Below are 23,051 nucleotides of genomic sequence, written 5' to 3'. Positions count from 1 at the left end.
GGCCTCATGCCGGTGCCGCCGGTGCTGCCGGCACGTCCGGGATTTCAATATCCATCAGTGCCGAACTCAGCGACTTGCCGTGGGCGTCCAGCGCGAGTGAGCGCGTGACGCCTCCGCCCAGCGCGTTGCCCAACACGAAGTTGAAGGCGGCCAGACGGGGCAGTTCGTAGCGAACCACGTCGCCGTGCACGACATCGCTCAGGAAGGCTTTCACGTAGGCAGGGGTGAGCGCGGCGCGCAAGTGCTCGTAGTGCTGCGTGTCGTAGCAGATGACGGAGACGTTCAGCGTGTTGCCCTTGTCGCCGGTGCGCGAGTGCGCCAGTTCACGTAGTTTCATCTCAGGCCTCGACAAAGGAGAACGCCGGTGTCGCGTGTTCGCGCGGCAACAGCACCGATTGCACGGCGAGGACTTCGCGCGTCGACTTGGTCACGCCACCGCCCCCTGCCGGGCCATTCGTGTACAGCGTTTCCACTTCATTGCCGATGCGTACGGCCTGTTCGGCCGACGCCGTGCGTCCCGTCACGCGCACCCGCACTTCGTAGGGTTGCGCATGGTGTGAACCTGCTGTTTCGCCATGCAGGGCGTTCACGCCAATCAGGTCGAAGCGGAGTTCGCTCGTCTGCACGCCGGTCAACGCCAGTCGTTCACGAACGATATCGAGGGCGAGCCTCGCCCGTGCCACGGCACCGGGGCCGGCATACGATATCTGGCCTTCGCCGATGAACCCGTCGACATAGCCGACAGACACCTTCAGCGTTCCGGTGCGCGGCGTGCCTTGCCCGCCAGTGACTCGCACGCGGTCTGTGGCTTCTTCCCTCACGACGACTTCAGAGAAATCGGCAACGACGTCGGGTTGCAGATACCGGCGCGGATCGTGAATCTCGTACAGCAGTTGTTCCTTGCAAGTCGCGGGCGTCACATGGCCCCCCGATCCCGGCACCTTGGTGATGACCACGGAGCCGTCGGCCGACACCTCGCCAATCGGGAAACCGAGACGCGCCAGATTCGGCACGTCCTTGACACCCGGGTCGGCGAAGTAGCCGCCGGTCACTTGCCCCGCGCATTCCAGCAGATGGCCCACAACGGTCGCCTGACCCAGCGTGTGCCAGTCATCCATGCGCCAGCCGAACGCGTGAATCAGCGGTGCGGCAAAGAGCGACGGATCCGCGACGCGGCCGGTCAGCACGATGTCGGCACCCGCGGCGAGCGCGTCGACGATACCCGCAGCGCCCAGATAGGCGTTGGCCGACACGATGCGATCACGGTAGGCCGCGACAGGCTCACCGGACTCTTCAAAATTCAGGTCGCTGCGCATGACCACGTCGAGCACGTCGTCGCCGGTGACGGCAGCGACCTTCACGTTATCGAGTCCGAGCGAGCGGGCGATTTGTGCCGTCTTTTGCGCAGCCGCCAACGGATTGGCCGCGCCCATGTTCGAGATGATCCGCACGCCGTTGCGCATTGCGGCGGGCAGCACTGCGCGCATGCGCGCTTCGAGCAGCGGGTCGTAGCCTTGTTGCGGGTCACGGCGCCGTGCCTGTTGCGCGATGGCAATCGTGCGTTCGGCGAGGCATTCGAAGACGAGATAGTCGAGGGCGCCATGTTCCGCGAGTTCGACGGCCGGTTCGATGCGGTCGCCGGAATATCCCGCGCCCGCGCCGATCCGGATGCGGCCAGTGTCTTGATGGGCTGTCATGCGAATAGCATCCGGTGATGACTGCTTAGATAGGGAAAACGCCGAGGACGACGGCCGCGATCGTCATGACGATCGACGCACCGAACAACAACGGGAACGTAAATTTCTGATGATCGGCGAGGTCGATGCCGCACAAGCCCACGACGAGGAAAGTGGCCGGCGTGAGCGGGCTGACCGGGAAACCGGTCGTCATCTGACCCAGCAAGGCGGCCTGACCGACGTGCACCGCCGGTACACCCAGTTGACCGGCCACTTCGGCAATCACGGGCAACACGCCGAAGTAGAACGAGTCGGGGTCGAACAGCATGCTCAGCGGCATCGACATCAGCCCGAGCGCCACGGGAATGTGTCCGGCCATCTCCGGCGGCACAAAGCCGACGGCGGCCTGCGCCATCGCCTTGAGCATGCCGCTGCCCTGCATCACACCGGTAAAGACGCCGGCAGCGAGCAACACGCCCGCCATCATCAGGGCGGCACGCGCATGGGCGTCGATGCGCTTGCGCTGCATGTCGACGTTCGGATAGTTCACCATCAGCGCGATACACAGGCCGACCATGAACATGATCGCCGGCGGAATCTTCTCGCCCATGACGACCATGGTGCCGAGCACGATCAGGGTGAGCACGATGTTGAACCAGAAGTTCTTGGGTCGGCGCAGCGCCTGTTCTTCTGGTGTGAGTTCGCGCTTGGGTACCGGCACCGAAGCACTGCCGCCAGTCAGACCCAGACGCTTCTCCTCGCGACGGCCCAGCCAGTACGCCATGCCGAACACGAACACCAGTCCGACCGCCTGCACGGGAATCAACGGATTGAACAGGCTCGACACGGGCAGATGCAGCGATGCCGACGCACGAATCATCGGCCCCGTCCATGGCAGGAAGTTGATGCCTGCGGCCATCGACACGGCGGCGGCCAGCACGCGCCGGTCCATCCCGAGGCGATCGTAGAGCGGCAGCATCGCGGGGATGGTGACAAGGAAGCAGACCGCACCCGAACCGTCGAGGTGAATCAACAGCGCCAGCAACGTCGTACCCACCACGATGCGGCTGGGGCGTGTACCCACAGCGCGCAGAATGCGGTCGATGATCGGGTCGAGCGTGCCCGCGTCGGTGATCGTGCCGAAATAAAGAATGGCGAAGACAAACATGCCCACGACCGGTGCCAGGCTCTTGAGCCCGTCGATCACGAACTTGCTGGTCTGAAAGCCGAACCCGCCGATGAGCGACGCCACGATCGGCACGATGATGAGTGCTACGAGCGGCGACATCCGCTTCGAGAGAATCGCGCCGAGCAGCACGACGATGGTCGCCAGCCCCAGTAATGGCAGCATGTGCTTGTCTCCAAATATTGTCTTTTAATGCGATGGAGCGTAAGTTCGGGGCTGTGATAAATCAATTGAAATGATTTGATTGCAGTCATTGCAAACCATAATGGATCTGAACCTTCGGGACATTCGTGCTTTTATCGCGGTTGCACAGACCGGCAGCTTCACGCGGGCGGCCACACGGCTGCACTTGTCGCAACCGGCACTGACCGTGCAGATCCGTCGGCTGGAGGAGACGGTGGGCGTGCGGCTCTTCGATCGCAATAGTCGCAATGTGGCGCTCACGCCGACGGGACGCGATCTGTTGCCGCTGTTGCAAAAGTCACTGCAAGACATGGAGCAGGTGCTGGTCGACGCGCGCTCGCTGGGCGATGGATCAACCGGTACAGTGCGCATCGCGTGCTTGCCCACGTTCGCGGCGAGCGTGTTGCCCGAGCTGATTCAGGAAGTGAAGGCCGTCGTGCCGCGCGCCGGGTTTCATGTGCGCGACGCGGTCGCCGGTGTGGTGAATACGCTGGTGCGTAATGAAGAAGTCGATATCGGCCTGACAGGCGGTGAGTTGAACGACCCCGCGTTTGAAGTGTTGCATGCGGGCGGCGATCGGCTGGTGGCCGTGTTGCCGCAACAGCATTCGCTGGCACGCCGCAGACGCATCACGTTGGCCGATCTTGCGGGCGAACCGCTTGTCCTGACATCGCAAGGCACGAGTGTGCGGGCGGTAGTCGACAGTGCTTTCGCCAACGCGGGTCACACGCCGGAGATTGCCTGCGAAGCGACTTACATGATGACGGCCGTCGCGATGGTGCGTGCCGGACTCGGTGTGACGATTCTGCCCGCGTCGGCACGTGAGGTGAGGGCCGAGCCTGAGTTGCGCGTGAAGACGATTGACGATCCCGCGTTCCTGCGTCCGATTGCTTTGATCAAGAAGCGTGGACGCACGCTGCCGCCAGTGGCGGATACCTTCGTCGCAATGATGATCGACCGGCTCTCGTCGAACTGAGCCGTGATGCTGACCGGTGCGACGCGTTCAGAAGCGTCGTCGCACGTAGATGGTGGCGCCGGTGTCGTGGGAGCGGAACAGGGCAACCCGTGCGCTCGCCGAGACGACCCAGTCGTCAGTGCGCACTTGCAAGCCGCGCTGGGGCGATGAGCCGAGCTTCGAGTCTTCGTTGTTCCACTGAACGATGGAGACTTGCGCGACCGATGACGGCAGCCCGCGAAGCGCGCTGGTCCCGGTGGATCCCGTCGCCTGCCCGGGAGGTTGTCCCGGCGATGCAGTGGCGTTCCCTGTGAGGTGGCGCACGTCGTAACCCGGCGGCACGACATACGCACTGTCGACAGTGTCGTCGATGCGCGCGACTGACGGCGTGAAGGGGAAGAGTGCAGGACCCTCGTTCGAGGCAGTGGGCGCCGGTGGTTGTGGCGTCGTCTCGAAGCGGTGGAGGAAGTGGCGAGGCTCGGGAGCCAACGCAGCGGTCTCCGGCGACATCGAGGCGATAGGGGCAATGTTTGCCACCATCATCCCTTCGGATGAGTCTGTGCCGGGTCCGCCAGCGAACGCGAATCCGCCGAGCGAAAAGAGCATTGCGCCGACAATCGTTTCGTTTAGGCACGTCATGGACATGCCTCCCCTGGAGCGGTTGAAACGTCACGTGAGGGCCCCTGCTTCCTGACTGATCGCCCTTGCGAGCGAGCGTCCGGATGTTTTGCTTCGTATCAGTGCTTATCTTGTGGACTGCACGTACAAATTGTAGTCAGCCAATCGCGCTTCGCCACCCCAATTTGTGCTGATGCGTCGGTGCTCGAACCGAACGCCGGGCCGGCAGGCCCGTGGTGCCTGCCTCCGGCGTGATGCGCGGGATTAGGAGTGCGGGAATTTACTGATGCGGCGCACCGTCCTCGAACGCCACCATGCTGCGCTGCGGGTTGGCGATACGGATGCCTTGCTCGCGGAAGCGCTCGGCAATGCGACGGTTGAATTCGCGTTGCACGCCCCAGCGCGTTGTGTCGGTGCACTGCATTTGTCCGCTGAGCGCGATGGCCGCGCCATCGACCTGATCGACACCCCAGTAGCTGAAGTCCGACTTGATGCCGTCGCGGTACGCGGGATCCTCTCGCAGTGCAGCACCAATTTCCTTGAGCGTGGCGACCGCGCGGTCGATGTCTTCTCCGTAGGCAATGCTAACTTTCACCGCCGCGTTGCCCAGCCCGCGATTCGTATTGTTGACGGTGGTCACCGAACTGAACGGTACGGTGTACAGCGAACCGTCGCTCGCGCGCAACCGGACCGTGCGGATCGACAGGTATTCCACGGTGCCCGAGACGCCCGCGAGGGTGACCCAGTCGCCGACTTGCAATGCGTTCTCCATCAGCAGGAAGATGCCGGTGATGAAGTCCTGCACCAGCTTCTGCGAGCCGAAGCCGAGCGCGACGCCGAAGATGCTGGCACCGGCGAGAAGGGGGCCGATGTTCACACCGATTTCGCTCATGCCTGTGAGGATGACCACGAGCGCAATGCACGAGAAGAGCAACGCGCGCAGCATCGGCAACAACGTGCGCAGGCGGGCAGCGCGCATCACGTCGCCCTGGTGTGTCCATTGCTGAAGACGCCGCTCGATGGCGATGTTCGCGGCTTCCCACACGACGAGTGCGATGGCGGCGGCCACCGCGATGGTGATCAGGGCCGAGGCCAGACGATGGCCGATGGTGCTCGATTCAAAGGTCTGCCAGACCGGCACGCCCCACACCTGCAACAACAGCGCCACACTGATGATGCCGACGATGACCGAGATGACGCCCCGGACCAGCGGGTAATAACGGTAGGCGTGGCGGTGGACGAGCGTGCGGTCTTCGTCGCGCCGCTCGAACGCGCGTGAGAGTGCGCCGAACAGGACGATGGACAGCAGGCGCATGCCGATGATGACGGCAAGCGTGCGTCCGCCCAGCGTAATCAACACGCGATAGCCGTTGTGCACGTCGAGCGCCCAGATGAACCAGAGCGCCATCACGACGAAGATCGACGCGGGTGCCCATGCGCTCGCCAGCGTGCCACCGACCATGGCGAGTGACGGATGCTTTGCGCAATAAGTGCGAATGCGTGTCGCGACGGGGCGCGCGCATTGAATGATGAGTACCGACACGAGCAGGTGGCCGATCAGGGCGACGGTCTTGAGCAACGCCACATGGCCCGCATCGCTGAGACCGAAGTTGGCGGCGATTTCCACCAATGCCGTGCAGACACCGACAACCAACGCGATACGCATGATCCAGCGTTGAGCGAACGCGGCCCCGGTGTCGCCCATGTGCAGCAGCCGGAGTTGCGGCGCGTCGGGCTGGAAGAACAACCGGCTGACGAGCGTAATGAGTCGGCAGATCACATAGATATCGATGAGCGAACCGAGTGCTGCTTCCACCGGCGTACCGTCGACGACGAGCAACGACATCATCAGGCTGGCAACGCCCGCGAAGACGAGCAGTGGCAACAGGCGTAGCAGCAGCGTGACGAACGCGCGCGGCATGCGCCCCAGCAGGTTCTTGTGTTGCTGCGCGTGGCCTTGGCCTCGTGACTCCGGGCTCTCGGTCGCAGATGATGTGTCCGATGGTGTCGCGGAATCGTGGCGTGCAGCGAGTTCGTTCAGCAAACGGCGTAACAGCCGCCTTGCGACCCATTCGATCGCGAACGCGGGCATCAGCACCGCGAGAATGATCAGCACCGCATGCAGCAGGTCGGCACGCGCGTCGGCATGACCCACGGTGTCGCGCCACCAGCCGTTGACGGAACCGACGTCGAGCAGCGAGTGCAGCGACTCACGCAACCCGGCGCCGATTTGCGTCGCCCAGCGAGACCCTTGATGCACCAGCATCGACGCCAGTCCATTCGACTGCAAGGCGATTGGCGCAGCGGTGGCTGGTGCTGCCGCCGAAGACGATGCAGCGGCGGGGGCGCTCGCCACTGCGGGCGGTGCGCTCAAGGCGCCGACGGCGGCAATGGCCCGCAGCGTCGTTTCCACTCGCGCACGATCTTGCGGATTCTCCAGCACGGAGAGCGCCTGTTGGGCCTGTTGCGGGGTCAGCGCGGGTGCCGTGTTGGCCTGCGCCGCCGATGCTGGCTGGAGCGCCGCGGGCGCGCTTGCAGGTGTGACAGGCGTGGCCGCATGTGCAGCCGTGACGAAGAAAGTAAGCAGCCAGCCGAAAAAGACGTGTCGCATTGGTTTGACAGAACGGGGCACGCCGAAGCGCAAGCCCGTCATAGGGGGCGATGGGCACAACTTAACATGACCACGACTTCTGCCAAATAGTTCGACGCTTAGCGCACGGTGGCGTACAGACGCCGCCTGCCAAGCCGGTCAGTATCGACGACATCAACGGTTGTCGATCTCGGTGGCCGTCACGCTGGAGAGCACTATGGACAAATCAGGCAAACAACGCACCGGGCAGAAAAGGGACAAGCGAATGCTTGCGCCTCCCGGGCAAAAGAACAAGTTCCCCGAAAAGATGTGGTCGAATCAACATCCCCCGGAAATTACCCATTCGAAACGCGCCGGGAAGTCACCCGCGACGCCGCCCGTGCATGCCCACGACACACCGCCTCTGGACGCCGCTGGCGATCAGGCGGCACATGTCGACGACGGCAAGACGCGCTCACAGGATCATCACAAGCAAAACCGTAAGCACTGACAACGAACGGTTGCCTTTGCAGGTATCGTTCGGCGAGGTCGTCATGTCTTACGAAACGCTGTTGTTCATCACACTCATGCTGATTACCGTATCAGCGCAATTCATCTGACGTTCGCAGGCTCAAGCAGGTTGTCCACCCGCACGGGGAGTCATGCCCGTGCGTTGGCATGTCATTTTGCCGGCGATGCGTGATGTTCTGCGGATCTGAAGACGGCGTCCGCATTCGCCTTCTGCGCGTCGGTCATGCTGTTGTACAGCGCCTCGAACGGTGGCACTAGTTTGGTGACCCCGTCGGCATGCATCTGCGCGAGATCACGGTACGACTTCATGTCGTCGAGCGCAGTCATCCGGTTCTGATTGTCCTTTCTCGATTGCGCCAGCGTCGTCATGGCGTCTGCGTTGGCACGCATGACGTCTGCAAACTCCTTCCACGGACCTTCCTGAGTGCGCGTGATATGCAACTTCGTGTGGAGATCGGCAATACGGGTTTCGATACGTGAGCGCGCGGCCATGTTCATGAGGTGCGGCTGTCCCGGTGTGCCCGCGCCCGCTTGCATCGGGGCCGCTTGTGCGAAGGGGGTAGCCATCGCGAGCGTGAGACACGTAGTCGTGGCAATCCAACGGGTGGTATTCGGTGAATCGGGGGATGACGGTTGTTCCATGACGGGGCTCCGTGTGACTTTACAGACCCACGATGCCCGCAATATCGCCGCCGGTCCGTTCGGTAACCGACGAAGTTACGCCGGTGCACGCAGGGTAATCCCTGTCCAATGACCGTCGGCTTGTAATTCCCGGATCAGGTCGGCAATGCATTGCCGCACGGCCAGCGTGGCTGAGCCTACCGGCAGCGAGTTCGACCAGCACACGCTGGCCGGTCGTACCATCTGCGGCGACACAATGCGCAGCGCCTTCGGCCGTAGCGCGGGGTCGCGCGGGGCGAGTGCCGACGCAGGCAAGATCGCACACGCGTCGCCGGCGCGCGCGATATCGATCAGCGTGGGCAGCGAATCGATGTCGGCAACGATGTTCAACTCGACGTTGGCCTGCGAGAAGCTGCGCTCGATGAGCAGGCGCAAGCCGTTCGACGCGCTCGGGACTACCAGTGGCACATTCGCCAGCCGCGCCAGTTCACAGGTGCCGCTCGCGACATCGTTGCTATGTTCGCGGGCACCGGGGGCGGTGTCTGCGTCAGCGTCTATCTCCGGGCAGACCAGATGTCCGCCCATCACATACAGTTCCTCGTCGAACAACGGCATGACCGAGATGCCGCGCGTTTCCGAATCGCGAAACAGCATCGCGAGATCCAACCGGCCGTTGGCAAGCAACTCGCTGATGTAGCCGCTCATGCTCTCGAAAATCTGCAACCGAATGCCGGGATATTGCGTGCGCACGCGTTGGAACAGCGGCACGGCGAGAATCGCGGCAATCGTCGTCGGGAAGCCCACAGCCACTGGACCCGCTTCGCTGCCGCCCCCCTCGCGAACCTCTTCGCGAATCTGCTCCATCTGCCGCAGAACGACGCGTGCATGGCGATACAGCGTCTTGCCCGCATCGGTCGGCACGACGCCTTGCGCGCTGCGAATCAGCAACTGCGTCTGCAATTCCTCTTCGAGCGTGCGCAACTGCTGACTCAGCGACGGTTGAGCGATCAGCAGCCGTTCGGCCGCCTTCGAGAGGCTGCCGCTATCGACGATGGCCACGAAGTTGCGCAGTTGCCGGACATCCATGAGCTTTGGGGGCAAGGAGTAGGGGGAGTGGGTCATAGCGTACCCCTATATGCGTTCCGATGAAATGGCGATCGAAGTCGAAATTCTTAGTCCGCGAGAACTATTTTGGCGTTTGGCCATAGGTTTAGCCTATGCCCGTATCCGAATTCAGTATTTCCTCTCCGGCTTTTCGCGCGCCTATAGTGCGGCAGGAAAACGCATAAATCGGAGACAGAACAAATGCAGATGCGTGAACGCACCCCCCTTGGCACGGCCGAGCATGCGCCCTCGGACGGCCTTTCCCCGACCGGCACGGCTCATCGGTTTCGCGACGCCTGGTGGCGCCTTATGGATATGCGTATCGGCATTGTGCCGCTACCCGTGCATATCGTGCTGGCGCTCGCCCTGATCGCGACCGCCGCCACCGGCAAACTCTCGGCAGAGCTCTCGCCGATCATTGCATTGCTCGCCGTGTGCAGTTTCACGTGCATGGAAATCGGCCAACGCATCCCGATCTTCCGCAGCATCGGTGGCCCGGTGATTCTGGTGACGTTCCTGCCGTCTTATCTGGTTTTCACGCATGCGCTGCCGCCTGCCGTGGTCAAGCCGATCGTCGACTTCTGGAAGGCCGGCAACTTCCTGTATCTGTTCATTCCCGCGATCATCGTCGGCAGCATTCTGAGCATGGACCGCAAGGTGCTGATCGGCGGCTTCCTGCGCATCTTCGTGCCGCTGGTTGCCGGTTCGCTGCTCGCAGGTGCGGTCGGGACGGCCGTGGGCACGTTGCTCGGCATGGGCGTGTTCCACACCGTGTTCTTCGTCGTGATTCCGGTCATGTCCGGTGGTCTGGGCGAGGGTGTCATTCCGCTCACGCTCGGCTACTCCGAAGTGCTGCACCAACCGGCGGGTGAGTTGCTCGCGCAAGCGTTGCCGGCCGTGATGCTCGGCAACGTGACGGCGATTGTGTTCTCCGGCGTGCTCAATGCGATCGGCAAGCGCTATCCGTCGCTGACGGGTAACGGCCAACTGATGCGCTCGGGGGACGACGACCTGCCGGAAACCACCAAGTCCACCGCGCCAATCGACGCCACCGACATTGCCGCCGCCGGCATGATCGCCGTATGTCTGTACTTCGTCGGCATGCTCGCGCAGAACACGCTGGGCCTCCCGGGGCCGGTGATGATGCTGGTGCTCGCGGTCGCAGCCAAAGTGTTCTTCGTGTTCTCGCCGCGTCTGGAGCGGGGCGCGGGCGTGGTCTACAAATTCTTCGCGACGGCAGTCACCTATCCGCTGCTGTTCGCCATCGGCGTGGTTATTACCCCGTGGCAGAAGATCATCGATTCGTTCAACGTGCCGACGCTCGTGACCATTGTCGCGACCGTGGCCACGCTGATGGTGACTGCGTTCGTGGTGGCGCGCCGCATGAACATGCACCCGATCGACGCCGCGATTGTCGTGGGCACGCACAGCGGCCTCGGCGGCACCGGCGACGTCGCGATTCTCACCGCCGCGAACCGCATGCGCCTGATGCCGTTTGCGCAGATTGCCACCCGTATCGGCGGCGCGATCACGATCACGCTGAGCCTGATCGTGCTCGCCAAGATCGTCTGACGCGCTACCTGTTTTTCACTTTCCTCCGGAGATCGTTGTCATGAGGCCACTCGACGGCATCAAGGTCATCGCGCTCGAACACGCCATAGCGGCGCCGTTCTGCACCCGTCAACTGGCCGACCTCGGCGCCCGCGTCATCAAGATCGAGCGCCCTGGCGTCGGCGACTTCGCCCGTGCTTATGACGCGCGCGTCGAAGGCATGTCGTCGCACTTCGTGTGGACCAACCGCTCGAAAGAGAGTCTGTCGCTCGACCTCAAGCAGCCCGCCGCGCAGGACGTGTTGCACCGCCTGCTGGCCGACGCCGACGTGCTGGTGCAGAACCTTGCACCGGGCGCGGCGGACCGGCTCGGCCTGTCCTATGAGGCGCTGGCAGAGAAGTATCCGCAGATCATCGTGTGCGGCATTTCGGGCTACGGCCCGGATGGCCCGTATCGCGACAAAAAAGCTTACGACCTGCTGATCCAGAGCGAATCGGGCTTCCTGTCGGTGACGGGCTCGCCTGAGGCCTCGGCAAAAGCCGGTTGTTCGATCGCCGATATTGCGGCGGGGATGTACGCGTACACGAACATTCTGTCGGCGCTGCTGCAACGCCAGAAGACGGGACGCGGCTGCCGCATCGACGTATCGATGCTGGAGTGCATGGTCGAGTGGATGGGCTTTCCGCTGTATTACGCGATCGACGACCAGAACCCGCCGCCGCGTGCCGGTGCCGCGCACGCCACGATCTTCCCGTACGGGCCGTTCGCGGCCGGCGACGGCAAGACGGTAATGCTCGGATTGCAGAACGAGCGCGAGTGGAAGGTTTTCTGCGAGAAGGTGCTCGAAAAGCCCGAACTGACCGACGATGACCGTTTCCGCTCGAACCCGCTGCGGCTTGAGAATCGCGAGGTCTTGCGCGCCATCATCAATGACGTGTTCATGCAGTTGAGCGCGGCGCAGCTGGTCGCGCGCCTTGATGCGGTCGGCATTGCCAATGCCAATCTGAATTCGATGCACGACGTGTGGAATCACCCGCAATTGGCGGCACGCGGTCGCTGGACACAAGTGCAGACGCCGAACGGTCCGGTGACAGCACCACTGCCGCCGGGTGTGCCGGCGTCGTTCGCGCCGCGCATGGACCCGATTCCCGCGCTGGGGCAACACACCGACGCGATTCTCGCCGAGCTGGGTCTCACGGCCGCGCAGATCGCCGAGATGCACGCCGGGCACGCGGTCTGACGCGCAAGGAGATACCGATCATGTCATTGCGTTCGTGGTTGTTTGTGCCGGGCAATCGTCCCGAGCGATTCGAAAAGGCGCTTGCTGCGGGCGCCGACGCCGTCATCGTCGATCTCGAGGATGCCGTGCCGCTTGCCGGCAAAATCACTGCCCGTGCGCAGGTGCGTGAGTGGCTGGCGGGCGAGGCAGCCGCGGGAAACATCCCCATCTATGTGCGCATCAATGCGGTGACGACCGACTGGTTCGCCGACGACGTGCGCGCGCTCGCGGCGTTGCCGCGTGTGGCCGGTCTGGTGGTGCCGAAGGCGGAAGACGCCGCCACGTTGATCGCAGCAGCCACGGGTGCTCACGACGCGTTGCGCATCGTACCGTTGATCGAGAGCGCCCGTGCGTTCGGCGGGCTCGATGCCATCGCGGCGTCGCCCCGAGTCGAACGGCTGATGTTCGGCACAATCGACTTTCAACTCGATATCGGCATCGAAGGCGACGGCGACGAGTTGCTCTACTTCCGCTCGCAACTGACGCTGGCGTCGCGGCTGGCAGGCATTGGCGCGCCGGTGGACGGCGTGACCACGGTGTTTGATGACGCGGACGTGATCGAGCAGGAAGCTCGCCGCGCGAGACGTCTCGGCTTTCGCGGCAAGCTGTGCATTCATCCGAAACAGATTGCTGCCGTGCACGCCGCGTTTGCGTGGCGCGACGACGACATCGCATGGGCCCGGCGCGTGGTCGCGGCGGCCGAGGCGAGCGGTGGGGCCGCCGTCGCGCTCGACGGGAAGATGGTGGATGCGCCCGTACTGGCGAAGGCGCGGGAGATTTTGGTCAGCTTGCCGGGGTGAAGTGTCAGCTCACAGATCCAATCGGCTGATCTTGGTCCCGGAAAGCGAAATGTCACCCATCAGTCCGCTGTTGGTCATGACAAACGCTTCGACCGGGTGACTGGTCGTCGTCGTATCGATCTGACCATTGGCGCCCACTTTGACGATGGCCACAGAAGCGTCGGCACCGGCCGACCAGCCGTTCGAATTGACGAATTTGTCGAGCGCTTCCTGTGTCATGAACAGATAAACCATCGACTTCGATTGCATCCCCAACTGGGCGCCTACGGAAGCCGACGAGACGCTGTAATACCCGCTCGTGCGCGTGCCGACGCGCAGAACACCGTCACCGTGCTGTCCCCCCACGATCACACCGGCCTGAATGACGGAGGGAAACACCAGCACGCCTTGTGCCTTGCCCACCAGTTCGCGCGAACCGGAAACCGTCGAAAACAGTCGCGAAAGCGTGCCGTCGGCTGCGGCGTCGATGGACTGCTTGCGTGAATTGTTGGCTTCGGGTGTGGCTGGCGAGTTGCCTGTCGTCGAGCATCCCGAGAGGACTGCAACCAGCGCTGCTGCGACAACAGAAGCCCCGACAAATTGACGGCGAGTTTGCATGGTGATCTCCGAATTTTTTTGATGCGCCCGCAGATTGAGCCGAGCCCCGCGCGCCAGTGCCCACGGAAACGGCGGAAGTGTCCCTGCCATTCATCTCAGGGGCACTTGTCTGAGAGTGTCAGATTTGTGACCGCGAGTTGCCATTGGTAGTTGGGGCAGCACCGATTGCCCGTCGGGGCAGCACAAGATTTCGACGTCAGGTCTCGTTTGCACCATGGGGACCGGCGCTCTCCTGTGCGGGGGAAGGCGCCCAACCTTCGCGCGCAATGACGACCGGCATCTCCGGTTGTTCTTCGAAATGGGGCGACATGATCTGCACGCCATATTCGTTGAACACATCGACGATCTGACTATGCAGTTCGCTCAACATGACGAGGCGCTGCGCAGGATTCACCGGCGCGACATGCAAGTCGTATTCGATATAGAAGTCCGAGAGCGAGCGTTGCAGAACGAATGGCGCCGGCGATTGGGCAACGCTTTTCGTTCGTGCCGCCGCCAGACTCAGCATTGCCTGCACCTGCCGCCATGGCGTGTCGTAGCCGATGGTCACCGATGTGACGACGAGTGCCGGCGCTTTGCCGTCGCGGCTCGAGAAGTTGTGCACGATGGCACCGACGACGACGGCGTTCGGAATGGTGACCTCTTCCCGGCGCACATTGGTCAGCTTGACCGACAAGGTATCCACGCTCACCACGACCCCGGCCGTGTCGCCGATCTGCACCATGTCGCCCGCCTGAAACGCGCGACTGTATGTCACGACGATGCCGCTCATCAATTGATTGACGATGCCCGCCGAACCGAGCGAAATCATGAGGCCCAGCAGCACACTCAAGCCTTTGAACACGTCGCTTTGCGCGCCCGGAAAGTAAGGATAAGCAAACGTCAGTGCAAGCGCCCAGACCACGATGGCAACAATGCGGCGGGACGCGCCCGCGGTGTCGGGATGCAGACCCGGGATATTGAGATGACGTTGCTGAATCGCTGAAAAGACGTTGTTGATGAGATTGTGCAGCGCGCGCGTGAGAAGAAATATCACGGCAATGGCGATCAGTCCGGGAATCGCATTGACGATGCCCAGCGCGAACGTGTTCAACAAGTCCCAGAGAAAGCTGCTCAAGCGCTCGCCCATGGGTTCGGAGACGGGAAAGCGCTCCAGCACATAGATGAGGTAGACATAGATCAGCGCGGCCACGAAGAAGAGAAAAAGCAGTTGCACGATCTGCCGCGCCAACTGGAACGCCGAACCGGTCCAGTCGAAAGTTTGCGACGTGCGTCGAAGCAAATGGGCCTCGACGGCATATTGGATGCGCGTCTGGAGCCGGGTTTGCAGCCGGCCGGCGATCCAGACCACGACGCCCAGCACGACCGTCGCGAGCAGGGAAAACAGGATGCCGCGAATGATGTTCGGCCAGTGCAATTGCGCCTGTCTGGCGGCTAACGCAGTATCAAGGCGCACCTGCGTCTCCTGAGCGATGACCTCGAACGGGCGGTCGTCGGCTTCGTCGACATCGCCCGCCAGCAGCGCGAAAAGAATGCGGTCGCCGCGACGGAATACGACACCGTGGTTTTGTCCCATCGATGCCTGAACGGCTTGCGTGGGAAGACTCAGAACGCTCTCTGGCAACCCGTCCAGCACGGCGTAGGAGCGATCGGCCCGCTGCTGCGGTGTGGCGCCACTGAGCGACGCGCGAAATGTCGCGATGGGGCGATCCATGTAACGGAGGTCGGCGGCAGACGCGTCCGATGCGGCGGCAGGCCGTGACGCTTGCGCGTGGACCACTGGCGAAGCCAAGGCCATCGCCAGACAGATGGCCAACGACATCAGGAAGAACGTTGAGCGCGAGACAAGTTTCCGGCAGGACGACCGTATCGTCTTGTCGCGCGAGATGCCAGGGAGAGTCGCGGGTGCGACAGTGCAGGTCATCATGGGCGCTCCTGAATTGTCACAGCGGACCTGTGGCGATTTTCGCGCGAACCGACGTGCCCCGGGGGGCAAAATGCTTGCCCTAAACCCCGATGGCGCGCTCGCGCATCCGGCGCAAGACTACGGGCCTGCACCACCTCACGGCACACCCGGCAAGGAGGTATTCATGGGGAATGGAATTCGGCCTGCCGACGCGCAATCCTCGCAGTCCGACCCAACGCCGGACGTGGATATGTCTCTCGTGCAGGGCGATCTGGGCTTTCACCTGCAACGGCGTGTGCGGCTCATTCCCGCTGTCGGCATGGGGGCATGGCGCAGAGCGCTGATCTTCGCCGCCGTCACCTGGTTGCCGCTGGCCGTGTGGGCGGTACTCACAGGCCGCGCGTTGCAAGGCACCGGCGACGACACCCTCGCCGCGCATTTCGGCATTCATGTGCGGTGCCTCGTCGCCATTCCGTTGATGGTGGCTGCGGAAGGTGTGGCGCAGAAGATGATGCCGCCGCTGCTCAAATACTTCATCGACAGCGGCGTTGTCACCGAGCAGACCGCCCCGGAATTTCGGCGGCAGTTGTCGCGTGTGGCGCAGCTGCGTGATCGCTCACTGCCGTGGGTCGTTATTTTCGCCGCGGCGATCGCTTGCTCGACCATCGGCGCGCTGTACGGTCGCGCGGAAGATCTGGCGTGGATGAATCAAGGCGAGGGGGTGCGTGACATCACCTTCGGCGGTTGGTGGTTCGTGCTCGTCATTCGTCCGCTGTTCACGGTGTTGCTGCTCGCGTGGCTATGGCGCGTATGTCTGCTGTTCGTGCTGTTGCTCAAGATCGGCAAGCTTCCGTTGGCACTCGTGCCGTCACACCCGGATCGCGTGGGCGGCCTCAGTTTCGTGGAGCACATGGCATTCATGTTCAGCCCGGTGGCGTTTGCCATTTCCGCTGTCGTCGCCTCGTCGTTTGCCCACGAGGTCGTGTATCACGGTGCCAATCCCTTGCAGATGAAGGTGTTACTGATATCCAGTGCCGTGCTGATTTCGGTCGTCTTTCTGATTCCGTTGCTGCCGCTGGGTATCCCGCTCGGCCGGCTCAAGCGCCGGGCGGCCTTCGAATACGGCAGTCTGGTGGCGCATCACGACCGGCTCGTGCATCAGCGCTGGATTTTGCATCGCGACGTCGGCCGCCCCGAAATACTCGATGCACCGGAATTGGGGCCCGTGGCCGACGTCCATGCCATCTACGACGCCGTGGTCCACATGCGCTCGATCCCGCTGAGCAAGTTGTCCGTCGTTGCGATCGTCGTACCGGCCGCGTTGCCGATGCTCTATGTCGCGGCGATGCAGTTGCCGTTGTCCGCCGTGTTGGGCAAGGTCTTCAAGGCGTTGATTTGACGGACTTGAGCGTCGAGCGGCGTCAGAAACTCATGGCGAATCCGAACGAGACACCCTGCACGTTATGGCCAAATACGTAGCGGGCCATCAGCCGCGTGCGGGTCACGACGACCGGATACTTGCTACTGTCGAGTTCCAGTCCCACACCGAGCGACGTCAGATTGTTAAAACCCAGCACGCCGGCACTATCACCGAAGTATTGTGAGTAAGCGGCTTCCAGCACGTAGCGGACCGGGCGGTCGAGCGCGCGCAAACCCGTTGGCGCCCGCCAGCGCGACCACAAGCTCACCTGCTGCGCATTGGCGCTGCCCTGAACGCCCGCTGCCGAACTCCCGAAGCTGCGCAGGTGGATATTGGTCAGGCGCAATTCGACATCGATTTCGTACGCCTCGCGATAGTGCTCGAAATCGAGCATGAGCGAGCCGCCGAGTCCGTAGGCGTTCAACGCACCGCTGTCGAGAAACTGAGCATTGAGGTCCGTTGCACGATTGAGCAACGTTTCGCCCACCCGAAGATCGCTGACAACGCGCCCGAGACTGCTGTTGAAGATCGGGCGGAGCACCAGTTCGTCAGAGAGCCGGAAATCCCACCCCACGCCGATGGTCGTGCTCAAGGTGTTCCAGCGTACGGGGAGTGAGCGATGTTCCGTGCCGTCCGAGGCCACGAACGTGGGGTCGTACCGGCTATAGGCCAACGTACCTTCCAGATATAGCGGAAACGAGCGGCTGAGCGTGAAGCCGCCGCCCAACTGCGTCTGCCAGAACCCGGGGTTCCCGGTGGAGCCGTTGTTGATGGAGAGCGAACTCGTCGTCACGTCGGGCACGGTGGTGTAGCTCATGATGGCAAGCACGCTGTTCGCATGACTCTTCACATCGGTTCCGACGCGAAGCGGCGGCGATTGCGCGAGCACCGCTGGCGCGGTCAATGTCAGGCAAGCCATCGTCACGAGCGAGGCAATGTGCCGGCGGCCGTTAGCCACCGGCACCGCGCATCCGTTGCTTTTCGTTCTCGTCAGTCCCGTCATTGACATCGCCGGTTTGCGCGGTGGAAATCGCGTTGCATTCGCCATCGTGCGTCATTGTCGCGTTCGCCTCGCGCTTGGGCCATCGGTGGGGAGGGCAATGGCATTGCCCCGATGGGCAGATGACTTGCCCTCAGTCCCGATAGCCCCGAGCTCCGATAGCGAAAAGAATGAGGGCGCGTCGATCACAGGGTTCGCAGGCACATGAATTCCCCCCACACGTCACTGGCTTCGTCACGAAGGTTTGGTCAACGGTTCGGACCGCTCGGCCTGACGCTCGTAGCGGTGGGGATCGCGGTGGTGATGGTTATCGGCGTACGTGCAACCTTGCTCTATGAGGGACGCGTGGCGGTGCGCGACGACGCGCGCAATGCGAACGCGCGCGTGGCACTTCTCGCCGCACGCGTGGTGGGCGGCGACATTTCGGCCTGCACGCAGGCGCTCGATGCGCTCGGCGTTGCGGGGCGCGCGGATCCCAGCGCGCAATTGGCCAACTGCCTCGGACGTTTCGGTCGTGTCGTGTCCACGGACCGGTCGACGGGTGTGCAGGCGTCGACTTACGCGCAAGCGGTCATCGTCAATGACGCCGGCGAGGCGGTATTCGAAGCGTTGCCATCGGCGACATGCTTCGATCGCACACGGGTGCAGCAGATCGTCGACGCTGAGCGGCGGGAAGAGGCCGGTGGGTTGACGGTGTCCATGTCTACACCGTTATGTCCCGAGGGCAGCGGCAAGGGGCTGCTGCTGACGCACGGCATTCGTCGTGCCGATGGCGGCTTTGCGGGCGCCAGTATCGTGACTGTCGACGCCGACTACTTCGCGCACCTGTTCGCCGGGCTCGCCCCCGGGAAGCAGGGCGTCGTCTCGCTCCTTCGTAGCGATGGCGCCGTGCTCAATGGCTGGGAGCCCGGGGATGCGAGAGATGACGGCGATGCACAGACGTCCTCAGGTGCCGACGGCGATTTCCTATACATTCGGCAGCCCCTTCCGGGGGTGCCGATGCAGATCGACATTCGCGCGCCCCGAAGCGAGATCTATGCCGAATGGAGAAAGCGGGCGTTCTGGGTCGCCGGTCTGACTGCCGGGCTGGGTGCCGCGTGCGTGGTGCTCAGCATTTTGCTGAGGCGTCAGGGCAAGCGCCGGAAGCAGGCCGAAGCCGCGCTGCAACAAATGGCCAGCACTGACCCGCTGACCGGACTCGCCAACCGGCGCACTCTCGATGAGGCCTATGACAGGGAATGGCGGCGCGCGGTACGCGAGCGAACGCCGCTGTCGCTGCTGTTCATCGACGTGGATCACTTCAAGACGTTCAACGACCGGTACGGTCACCCGGCGGGCGACGACGCGCTCGTAGCCGTCGCTCATGCGATCTCGGACTCGATCCGGCGTCCCGGCGATTTTGCCGGGCGGTACGGCGGCGAAGAGTTCATGGTGATCTTGCCGAAGACGGATGCCGGCGGCGCGCGCGACGTCGCCGAGCGTGTGAGAGCGACCGTGCGTGCCGCTGCGATTGCGCACGAAGGCAGCGAGCACGGACGCGTGACCATCAGCATCGGTATTGCAGGCACAGGGGCGATGCCGACGGGCACCCCGGATTTGCTCCTGCAAGCCGCGGACGAAGCGCTTTACTCGGCGAAGCGCGAGGGGCGCGATCGCGTATTCATCCACGCAAACTCTGGAGGTGACCCATGCCCGGCGATTTGACACTGGAACAAAGGAGAGCGGCAGGCAAACTCGCGCGTGAGCGTACGCCTCGCTCGAGGCAAGGCGAAATCGGCAACGTGGACCGCGATCCCGTCGCACTGCTGCGGCAGAACAGCGCCGGCCGTGTCGATGCACTGGTACCGCTGAGATACGGGCGCATGTCAGTCTCGCCCTTCACGTTCTATCGGGGCAGCGCAGTGCTGCAAGCGCACGATCTGGCCAGAACGCCGACCACGGGTTTCACGTTCCCCATCTGCGGTGATGCGCACCTCATGAACTTTGGCGGTTTCGCCACGCCGGAGCGGCAGCTCGTTTTCGATCTCAACGACTTTGACGAGGTGGCGCCGGGGCCCTGGGAGTGGGATCTCAAACGGCTTGCCGCCAGCTTTGCGATTGCCGGTGACCACATGGGCATCGATCGCGGCACGATCCGTGATGTCGTGACATCGGCCGTGCGTGAATATGGCGAGCGCATGCAGGAGTACGCGGGCTATAGCGCCCTCGATCTTTGGCACGAAATCGTGACGTTCGACCGCATGGCCGAAGCGGCCGTGACAGCGGAGGGGCGACGGCTGATTCGCAAAACGGCCGAGAAGGCCGCGGGGCGCTCGCACGAGGCGATGCTCGACAAGATGGCGGTGCAGCAGGACGGGCGATGGGTGATTCAGGACGCCCCCCCGGCATTGTTTCATCCGTCTGGGCCGAGCTCGCTGTTAGGCAGTTCGCACGCGTGGTCGGACACGCAAGCGTGGAAGGGAAAACTCGCACAGGCGTTCAATGAATATGTCGGCACGCTGCCGGTGGACCGGCGAGCGCTCATCGATCAGTTCCAGCTTCAGGACATCGCCTTCAAGGTCGTGGGTGTGGGCAGCGTCGGCACGTTCTGTCTGGTAATGCTGTTCGTCGACGCCCACGGCAAGCCGCTGTTCCTTCAGGTCAAGGAAGCCAAGGAATCGGTGATCTCCCGGTACTTCCCCGCAGGGAAGGTACATCACCAAGGCCTGCGCGTGGTGGCCGGGCAGCGACTGCTTCAGGCGGCGAGTGACGCCTTTCTCGGATGGACGAGCGGTCCGAACGGGAGACATTTCTACTTTCGGCAATTGCGCGATATGAAGGTCTCGGCCGAAGTCGAGCGGATGAACGACACGATCTTGCAGGGTTATGCCCGCATCTGCGGCTGGGCGCTCGCGCGAGCGCATGCAAAGTCGGGTGGGCTCGCCGTAGAGATTTCTTCATACATCGGCGACGCCAAGCGTTTGGCAGAATCCATGACGTCGTATGCGCTGGACTACGCCGGGCAAAACCAAAAAGACTACGACGCGTTCATGCGCGCCATCCGTTCGGGGAAGCTTGTCGCACGTAGCGACGAAGACATGGCCGCCGATTTTCGTATCTGAAGGGGATCCAAAGCGGCGGCGCGGGCGAATCACGACGAGATGTGTGCCGCCCGCTCGATGGCCGCGAGCAGATCGCTGCCGAGAAAGGGTTTGGTCAGGACTTCGGCGACACCGATACGCCGGATGTCGGCACGAGTTTTGGCGTTGTCGTATGCCGTGACGAATACGACAGGCGGACGCGGGGGCGGCAGCGTTGCAAAGAACGCAGGCCCGGACGTGCCCGGCAGTTGTACGTCGGAGATCACGCAATAGGCGCTGCCGACGCACTGGACCAACCCCACGTCGTCGGCTCCCGAGAACGACCGCGTGCGAAATCCGTAGAGTTTCAACAGGCGCTCGACGGCGCGACGCATGCCGGTGTCGTCCTCCAGAATCGCGATGAGTTTCCTTGGTGTGTTCATGAGGCGGTCGTGTCCCTATGGAGGCATTTTTCTTTGGAATGCAACGCAACCGCCATCGGGACTTGGGGCAACGCTAATACCCTGTCGGGCAATTTGGGGCAATCGCCTAGGCATGGCGGACCTTGCCCGCTACATTGACCTTAGGGCGGTTGCGGTCGAGTTTCGCGTGCGCGATCCACCGTGTCCGGCACTCTGAAGCCACGGATATCTCCTTGATTTGAGGCGCGACGATGAGACGACAGGCATTGGCAATTTTGATGTTGCTCACGACAGGCGCGGCACCCGCCGCATGGGCACAAGGCACACCCGCGAGTGCGGCTTCGGCGCAGGCCGATGCCGTCGACCCGGAGGCGGTGCAGGCACTTCACACGATGGGAAGCTACCTGCAATCGCTCAAGCGCTTTCGCGTGTCTACGGATCTGACGGGCGAGCGCGTGCTGGCCGATGGGCAGAAGCTTCAACATGGCGCGCAGGCCACGCTCGAAGTCGACAGGCCGGAGCATCTGCGCGCGATCATGAGAAGCGCGCGCAGCGAGCGCGAGATCATCTATGACGGCAAGACCGCCACGTTGTATGCCCCCGAGCAGAAGTACTACGCATCCGTGCCCTTCAAGGGAACGCTGGCCGATCTCATCAAGGAGCTGCGCTCGCGCTATGGCGTAGAGCTTCCGCTCGCTGATCTGTTCGCATGGGGAACGCCTGAAGCGCAGACCCGGAAATTCGATTCCGCCATGTTTGCGGGACAAGACTATGTCGGCAACGATCTTTGCGATCACTACGCTTATCGGCAAGCGGGTATCGACTGGCAGATATGGATCACGAGCGGGGACAAGCCGTTGCCGCGCAAGATCGTCGTGACTCGCACGGACGACGATGCTCGGCCGCAGTCGGTGTCTGTTCTGTCATGGAAACCCAGCGCTTCCATGACACCGTCGACGTTCCAATTCCGCCCGCCGCCCGGCGCGAAGCAGATCGAAGCGCTCAAGCTGCCGGCCAGCAAGGGGTGACAAGATGAAAAAAAATCTCTCCCCTTCTCTGACGGCGTGCGTTGCCGCGACGCTGTTGGCCTTTTCCACCCTCGCGATTTCGCCATCGATCGCGGCGGGCCGTGGTGGTCATGGCGGCGGTGGTGGTGGCGGGCATGCGCGCGGGCAGGGCGCCGGTGATCATCAAGCCGGGCAGCGCAACGCACAGCGTCCGAATGCAGGCAATCGTCAGGCCGATGCGCGAACGCGCAACGTGCGCAATACCAGCGTGAACAACGTGAATGTCGATCGAAATGTGAACGTGAACGTCGACAACCACGGTGGCTATCACGGCGGATGGGACGATGACTATCATCCGGTGGCGACTGCCGTAGCGGTCACCGCGGCCGTCGGCGTGACCGCTGCCGTGATCGGATCGGTGGTGCGATCAGTGCCGGCCAATTGTGTGCCCGTCAACTATCGCGGCATGATTTATCAGCAATGCGGCGGCACCTGGTATCAGCCGCAAGGCACGCAGTTCGTGGTGGTTGCCGCACCGTATTGAGCAGACGAGGGCGAGCGCACTGG

21 protein-coding genes are annotated in these 23,051 nt (G+C 63.0%); 10 read left to right on the top strand and 11 right to left on the bottom strand.

Going from position 1 to position 23,051, the window contains the following annotated elements:
* Positions 1-4: 4 nt before the first annotated feature.
* The 3 genes from CDV44_RS18990 to CDV44_RS18980 are packed head-to-tail and all read right to left on the bottom strand — an operon-like array spanning position 5 to position 3,027.
* On the bottom strand, positions 5-337 hold the full coding sequence (locus tag CDV44_RS18990; RefSeq protein ID WP_087689643.1) for a hypothetical protein: 333 nt from the start codon (positions 335-337) through the stop codon (positions 5-7).
* 1 nt (position 338) lies between these two features.
* Positions 339-1,697: an acyclic terpene utilization AtuA family protein gene (locus tag CDV44_RS18985; protein WP_087689641.1), complete on the bottom strand. Its 1,359-nt coding sequence runs from the start codon at positions 1,695-1,697 to the stop codon at positions 339-341.
* Between the two features lie 25 nt (positions 1,698-1,722).
* On the bottom strand, positions 1,723-3,027 hold the full coding sequence (locus tag CDV44_RS18980; RefSeq protein WP_087689639.1) for a CitMHS family transporter: 1,305 nt from the start codon (positions 3,025-3,027) through the stop codon (positions 1,723-1,725).
* Positions 3,028-3,127: 100 nt separating this feature from the next.
* Between CDV44_RS18980 and CDV44_RS18975 the strand changes: the two genes are divergently transcribed.
* Positions 3,128-4,021, top strand: coding sequence for a LysR family transcriptional regulator (locus tag CDV44_RS18975; protein ID WP_087689637.1), 894 nt, complete (start codon positions 3,128-3,130; stop codon positions 4,019-4,021).
* Between the two features lie 27 nt (positions 4,022-4,048).
* Here the strand turns inward: CDV44_RS18975 and CDV44_RS18970 are convergent, their stop codons facing one another.
* Together CDV44_RS18970 and CDV44_RS18965 are read right to left on the bottom strand one after the other, a co-directional pair.
* Positions 4,049-4,639 (bottom strand): hypothetical protein, encoded by a 591-nt coding sequence (locus CDV44_RS18970; protein ID WP_141118767.1) that lies wholly within the window; start codon positions 4,637-4,639, stop codon positions 4,049-4,051.
* A 259-nt stretch (positions 4,640-4,898) separates the two neighbouring features.
* Complete coding sequence (locus CDV44_RS18965) at positions 4,899-7,229, bottom strand: mechanosensitive ion channel family protein (RefSeq protein ID WP_087689633.1); 2,331 nt, start codon at positions 7,227-7,229, stop codon at positions 4,899-4,901.
* A 160-nt stretch (positions 7,230-7,389) separates the two neighbouring features.
* Here CDV44_RS18965 and CDV44_RS18960 point away from each other — a divergent pair, with 160 nt between their 5' ends.
* On the top strand, positions 7,390-7,698 hold the full coding sequence (locus CDV44_RS18960; RefSeq protein ID WP_212677132.1) for a hypothetical protein: 309 nt from the start codon (positions 7,390-7,392) through the stop codon (positions 7,696-7,698).
* A gap of 170 nt (positions 7,699-7,868) precedes the next feature.
* Here the strand turns inward: CDV44_RS18960 and CDV44_RS18955 are convergent, their stop codons facing one another.
* Both CDV44_RS18955 and CDV44_RS18950 read right to left on the bottom strand, forming a co-directional pair.
* Complete coding sequence (locus CDV44_RS18955) at positions 7,869-8,360, bottom strand: Spy/CpxP family protein refolding chaperone (protein WP_249277624.1); 492 nt, start codon at positions 8,358-8,360, stop codon at positions 7,869-7,871.
* Positions 8,361-8,435: 75 nt separating this feature from the next.
* Positions 8,436-9,425, bottom strand: a complete 990-nt coding sequence (locus CDV44_RS18950; protein ID WP_087689629.1) for a LysR substrate-binding domain-containing protein — start codon at positions 9,423-9,425, stop codon at positions 8,436-8,438.
* A 219-nt stretch (positions 9,426-9,644) separates the two neighbouring features.
* Between CDV44_RS18950 and CDV44_RS18945 the strand changes: the two genes are divergently transcribed.
* Genes CDV44_RS18945 through CDV44_RS18935 form a run of 3 tightly spaced genes read left to right on the top strand, consistent with a single transcriptional unit; the run spans position 9,645 to position 13,073 of the window.
* A complete protein-coding gene (locus tag CDV44_RS18945; RefSeq protein WP_249277623.1) occupies positions 9,645-11,015 on the top strand; it encodes a 2-hydroxycarboxylate transporter family protein in 1,371 nt (456 codons plus the stop codon).
* A 40-nt stretch (positions 11,016-11,055) separates the two neighbouring features.
* Positions 11,056-12,234, top strand: a complete 1,179-nt coding sequence (locus CDV44_RS18940; RefSeq protein ID WP_087689627.1) for a CaiB/BaiF CoA-transferase family protein — start codon at positions 11,056-11,058, stop codon at positions 12,232-12,234.
* Between the two features lie 20 nt (positions 12,235-12,254).
* On the top strand, positions 12,255-13,073 hold the full coding sequence (locus tag CDV44_RS18935; protein ID WP_170936040.1) for a CoA ester lyase: 819 nt from the start codon (positions 12,255-12,257) through the stop codon (positions 13,071-13,073).
* Positions 13,074-13,082: 9 nt separating this feature from the next.
* Here the strand turns inward: CDV44_RS18935 and CDV44_RS18930 are convergent, their stop codons facing one another.
* Both CDV44_RS18930 and CDV44_RS18925 read right to left on the bottom strand, forming a co-directional pair.
* Complete coding sequence (locus CDV44_RS18930; RefSeq protein ID WP_087690730.1) at positions 13,083-13,670, bottom strand: YSC84-related protein; 588 nt, start codon at positions 13,668-13,670, stop codon at positions 13,083-13,085.
* A 196-nt stretch (positions 13,671-13,866) separates the two neighbouring features.
* Positions 13,867-15,597: a mechanosensitive ion channel family protein gene (locus CDV44_RS18925; RefSeq protein WP_087689625.1), complete on the bottom strand. Its 1,731-nt coding sequence runs from the start codon at positions 15,595-15,597 to the stop codon at positions 13,867-13,869.
* 163 nt (positions 15,598-15,760) lie between these two features.
* On the opposite strand from CDV44_RS18925, the gene CDV44_RS18920 reads away from it, so the two are divergent.
* Positions 15,761-16,975 (top strand): hypothetical protein, encoded by a 1,215-nt coding sequence (locus CDV44_RS18920; protein WP_141118766.1) that lies wholly within the window; start codon positions 15,761-15,763, stop codon positions 16,973-16,975.
* Between the two features lie 22 nt (positions 16,976-16,997).
* Here CDV44_RS18920 and CDV44_RS18915 read toward each other — a convergent pair whose 3' ends face one another.
* Positions 16,998-17,915, bottom strand: a complete 918-nt coding sequence (locus CDV44_RS18915; protein WP_087690728.1) for a hypothetical protein — start codon at positions 17,913-17,915, stop codon at positions 16,998-17,000.
* Positions 17,916-18,200: 285 nt separating this feature from the next.
* Here CDV44_RS18915 and CDV44_RS18910 point away from each other — a divergent pair, with 285 nt between their 5' ends.
* Together CDV44_RS18910 and CDV44_RS18905 are read left to right on the top strand one after the other, a co-directional pair.
* Complete coding sequence (locus tag CDV44_RS18910) at positions 18,201-19,700, top strand: diguanylate cyclase (protein ID WP_087689622.1); 1,500 nt, start codon at positions 18,201-18,203, stop codon at positions 19,698-19,700.
* The gene (locus tag CDV44_RS18905; protein WP_087689620.1) at positions 19,685-21,097 is read left to right on the top strand and encodes a DUF2252 domain-containing protein; all 1,413 of its coding nucleotides are present in this window, start codon (positions 19,685-19,687) and stop codon (positions 21,095-21,097) included. Before CDV44_RS18910 ends, CDV44_RS18905 begins: the two co-directional genes overlap by 16 nt.
* Before the next feature lie 29 nt (positions 21,098-21,126).
* Here CDV44_RS18905 and CDV44_RS18900 read toward each other — a convergent pair whose 3' ends face one another.
* Positions 21,127-21,498, bottom strand: coding sequence for a response regulator (locus CDV44_RS18900; protein WP_087689618.1), 372 nt, complete (start codon positions 21,496-21,498; stop codon positions 21,127-21,129).
* Positions 21,499-21,755: 257 nt separating this feature from the next.
* On the opposite strand from CDV44_RS18900, the gene CDV44_RS18895 reads away from it, so the two are divergent.
* Both CDV44_RS18895 and CDV44_RS18890 read left to right on the top strand, forming a co-directional pair.
* On the top strand, positions 21,756-22,505 hold the full coding sequence (locus CDV44_RS18895) for a DUF2092 domain-containing protein (RefSeq protein ID WP_249277622.1): 750 nt from the start codon (positions 21,756-21,758) through the stop codon (positions 22,503-22,505).
* A 4-nt stretch (positions 22,506-22,509) separates the two neighbouring features.
* Positions 22,510-23,028 (top strand): hypothetical protein, encoded by a 519-nt coding sequence (locus tag CDV44_RS18890; protein WP_087689614.1) that lies wholly within the window; start codon positions 22,510-22,512, stop codon positions 23,026-23,028.
* The last annotated feature ends 23 nt before the right edge of the window (positions 23,029-23,051 follow it).

The sequence above is a fragment of the Pandoraea sp. PE-S2R-1 genome (assembly GCF_002179865.1).
Taxonomy (GTDB): domain Bacteria; phylum Pseudomonadota; class Gammaproteobacteria; order Burkholderiales; family Burkholderiaceae; genus Pandoraea.
The sequence above is the reverse complement of the archived record's forward strand: the minus strand, read 5'-3'. Positions and strand labels throughout refer to the sequence as shown.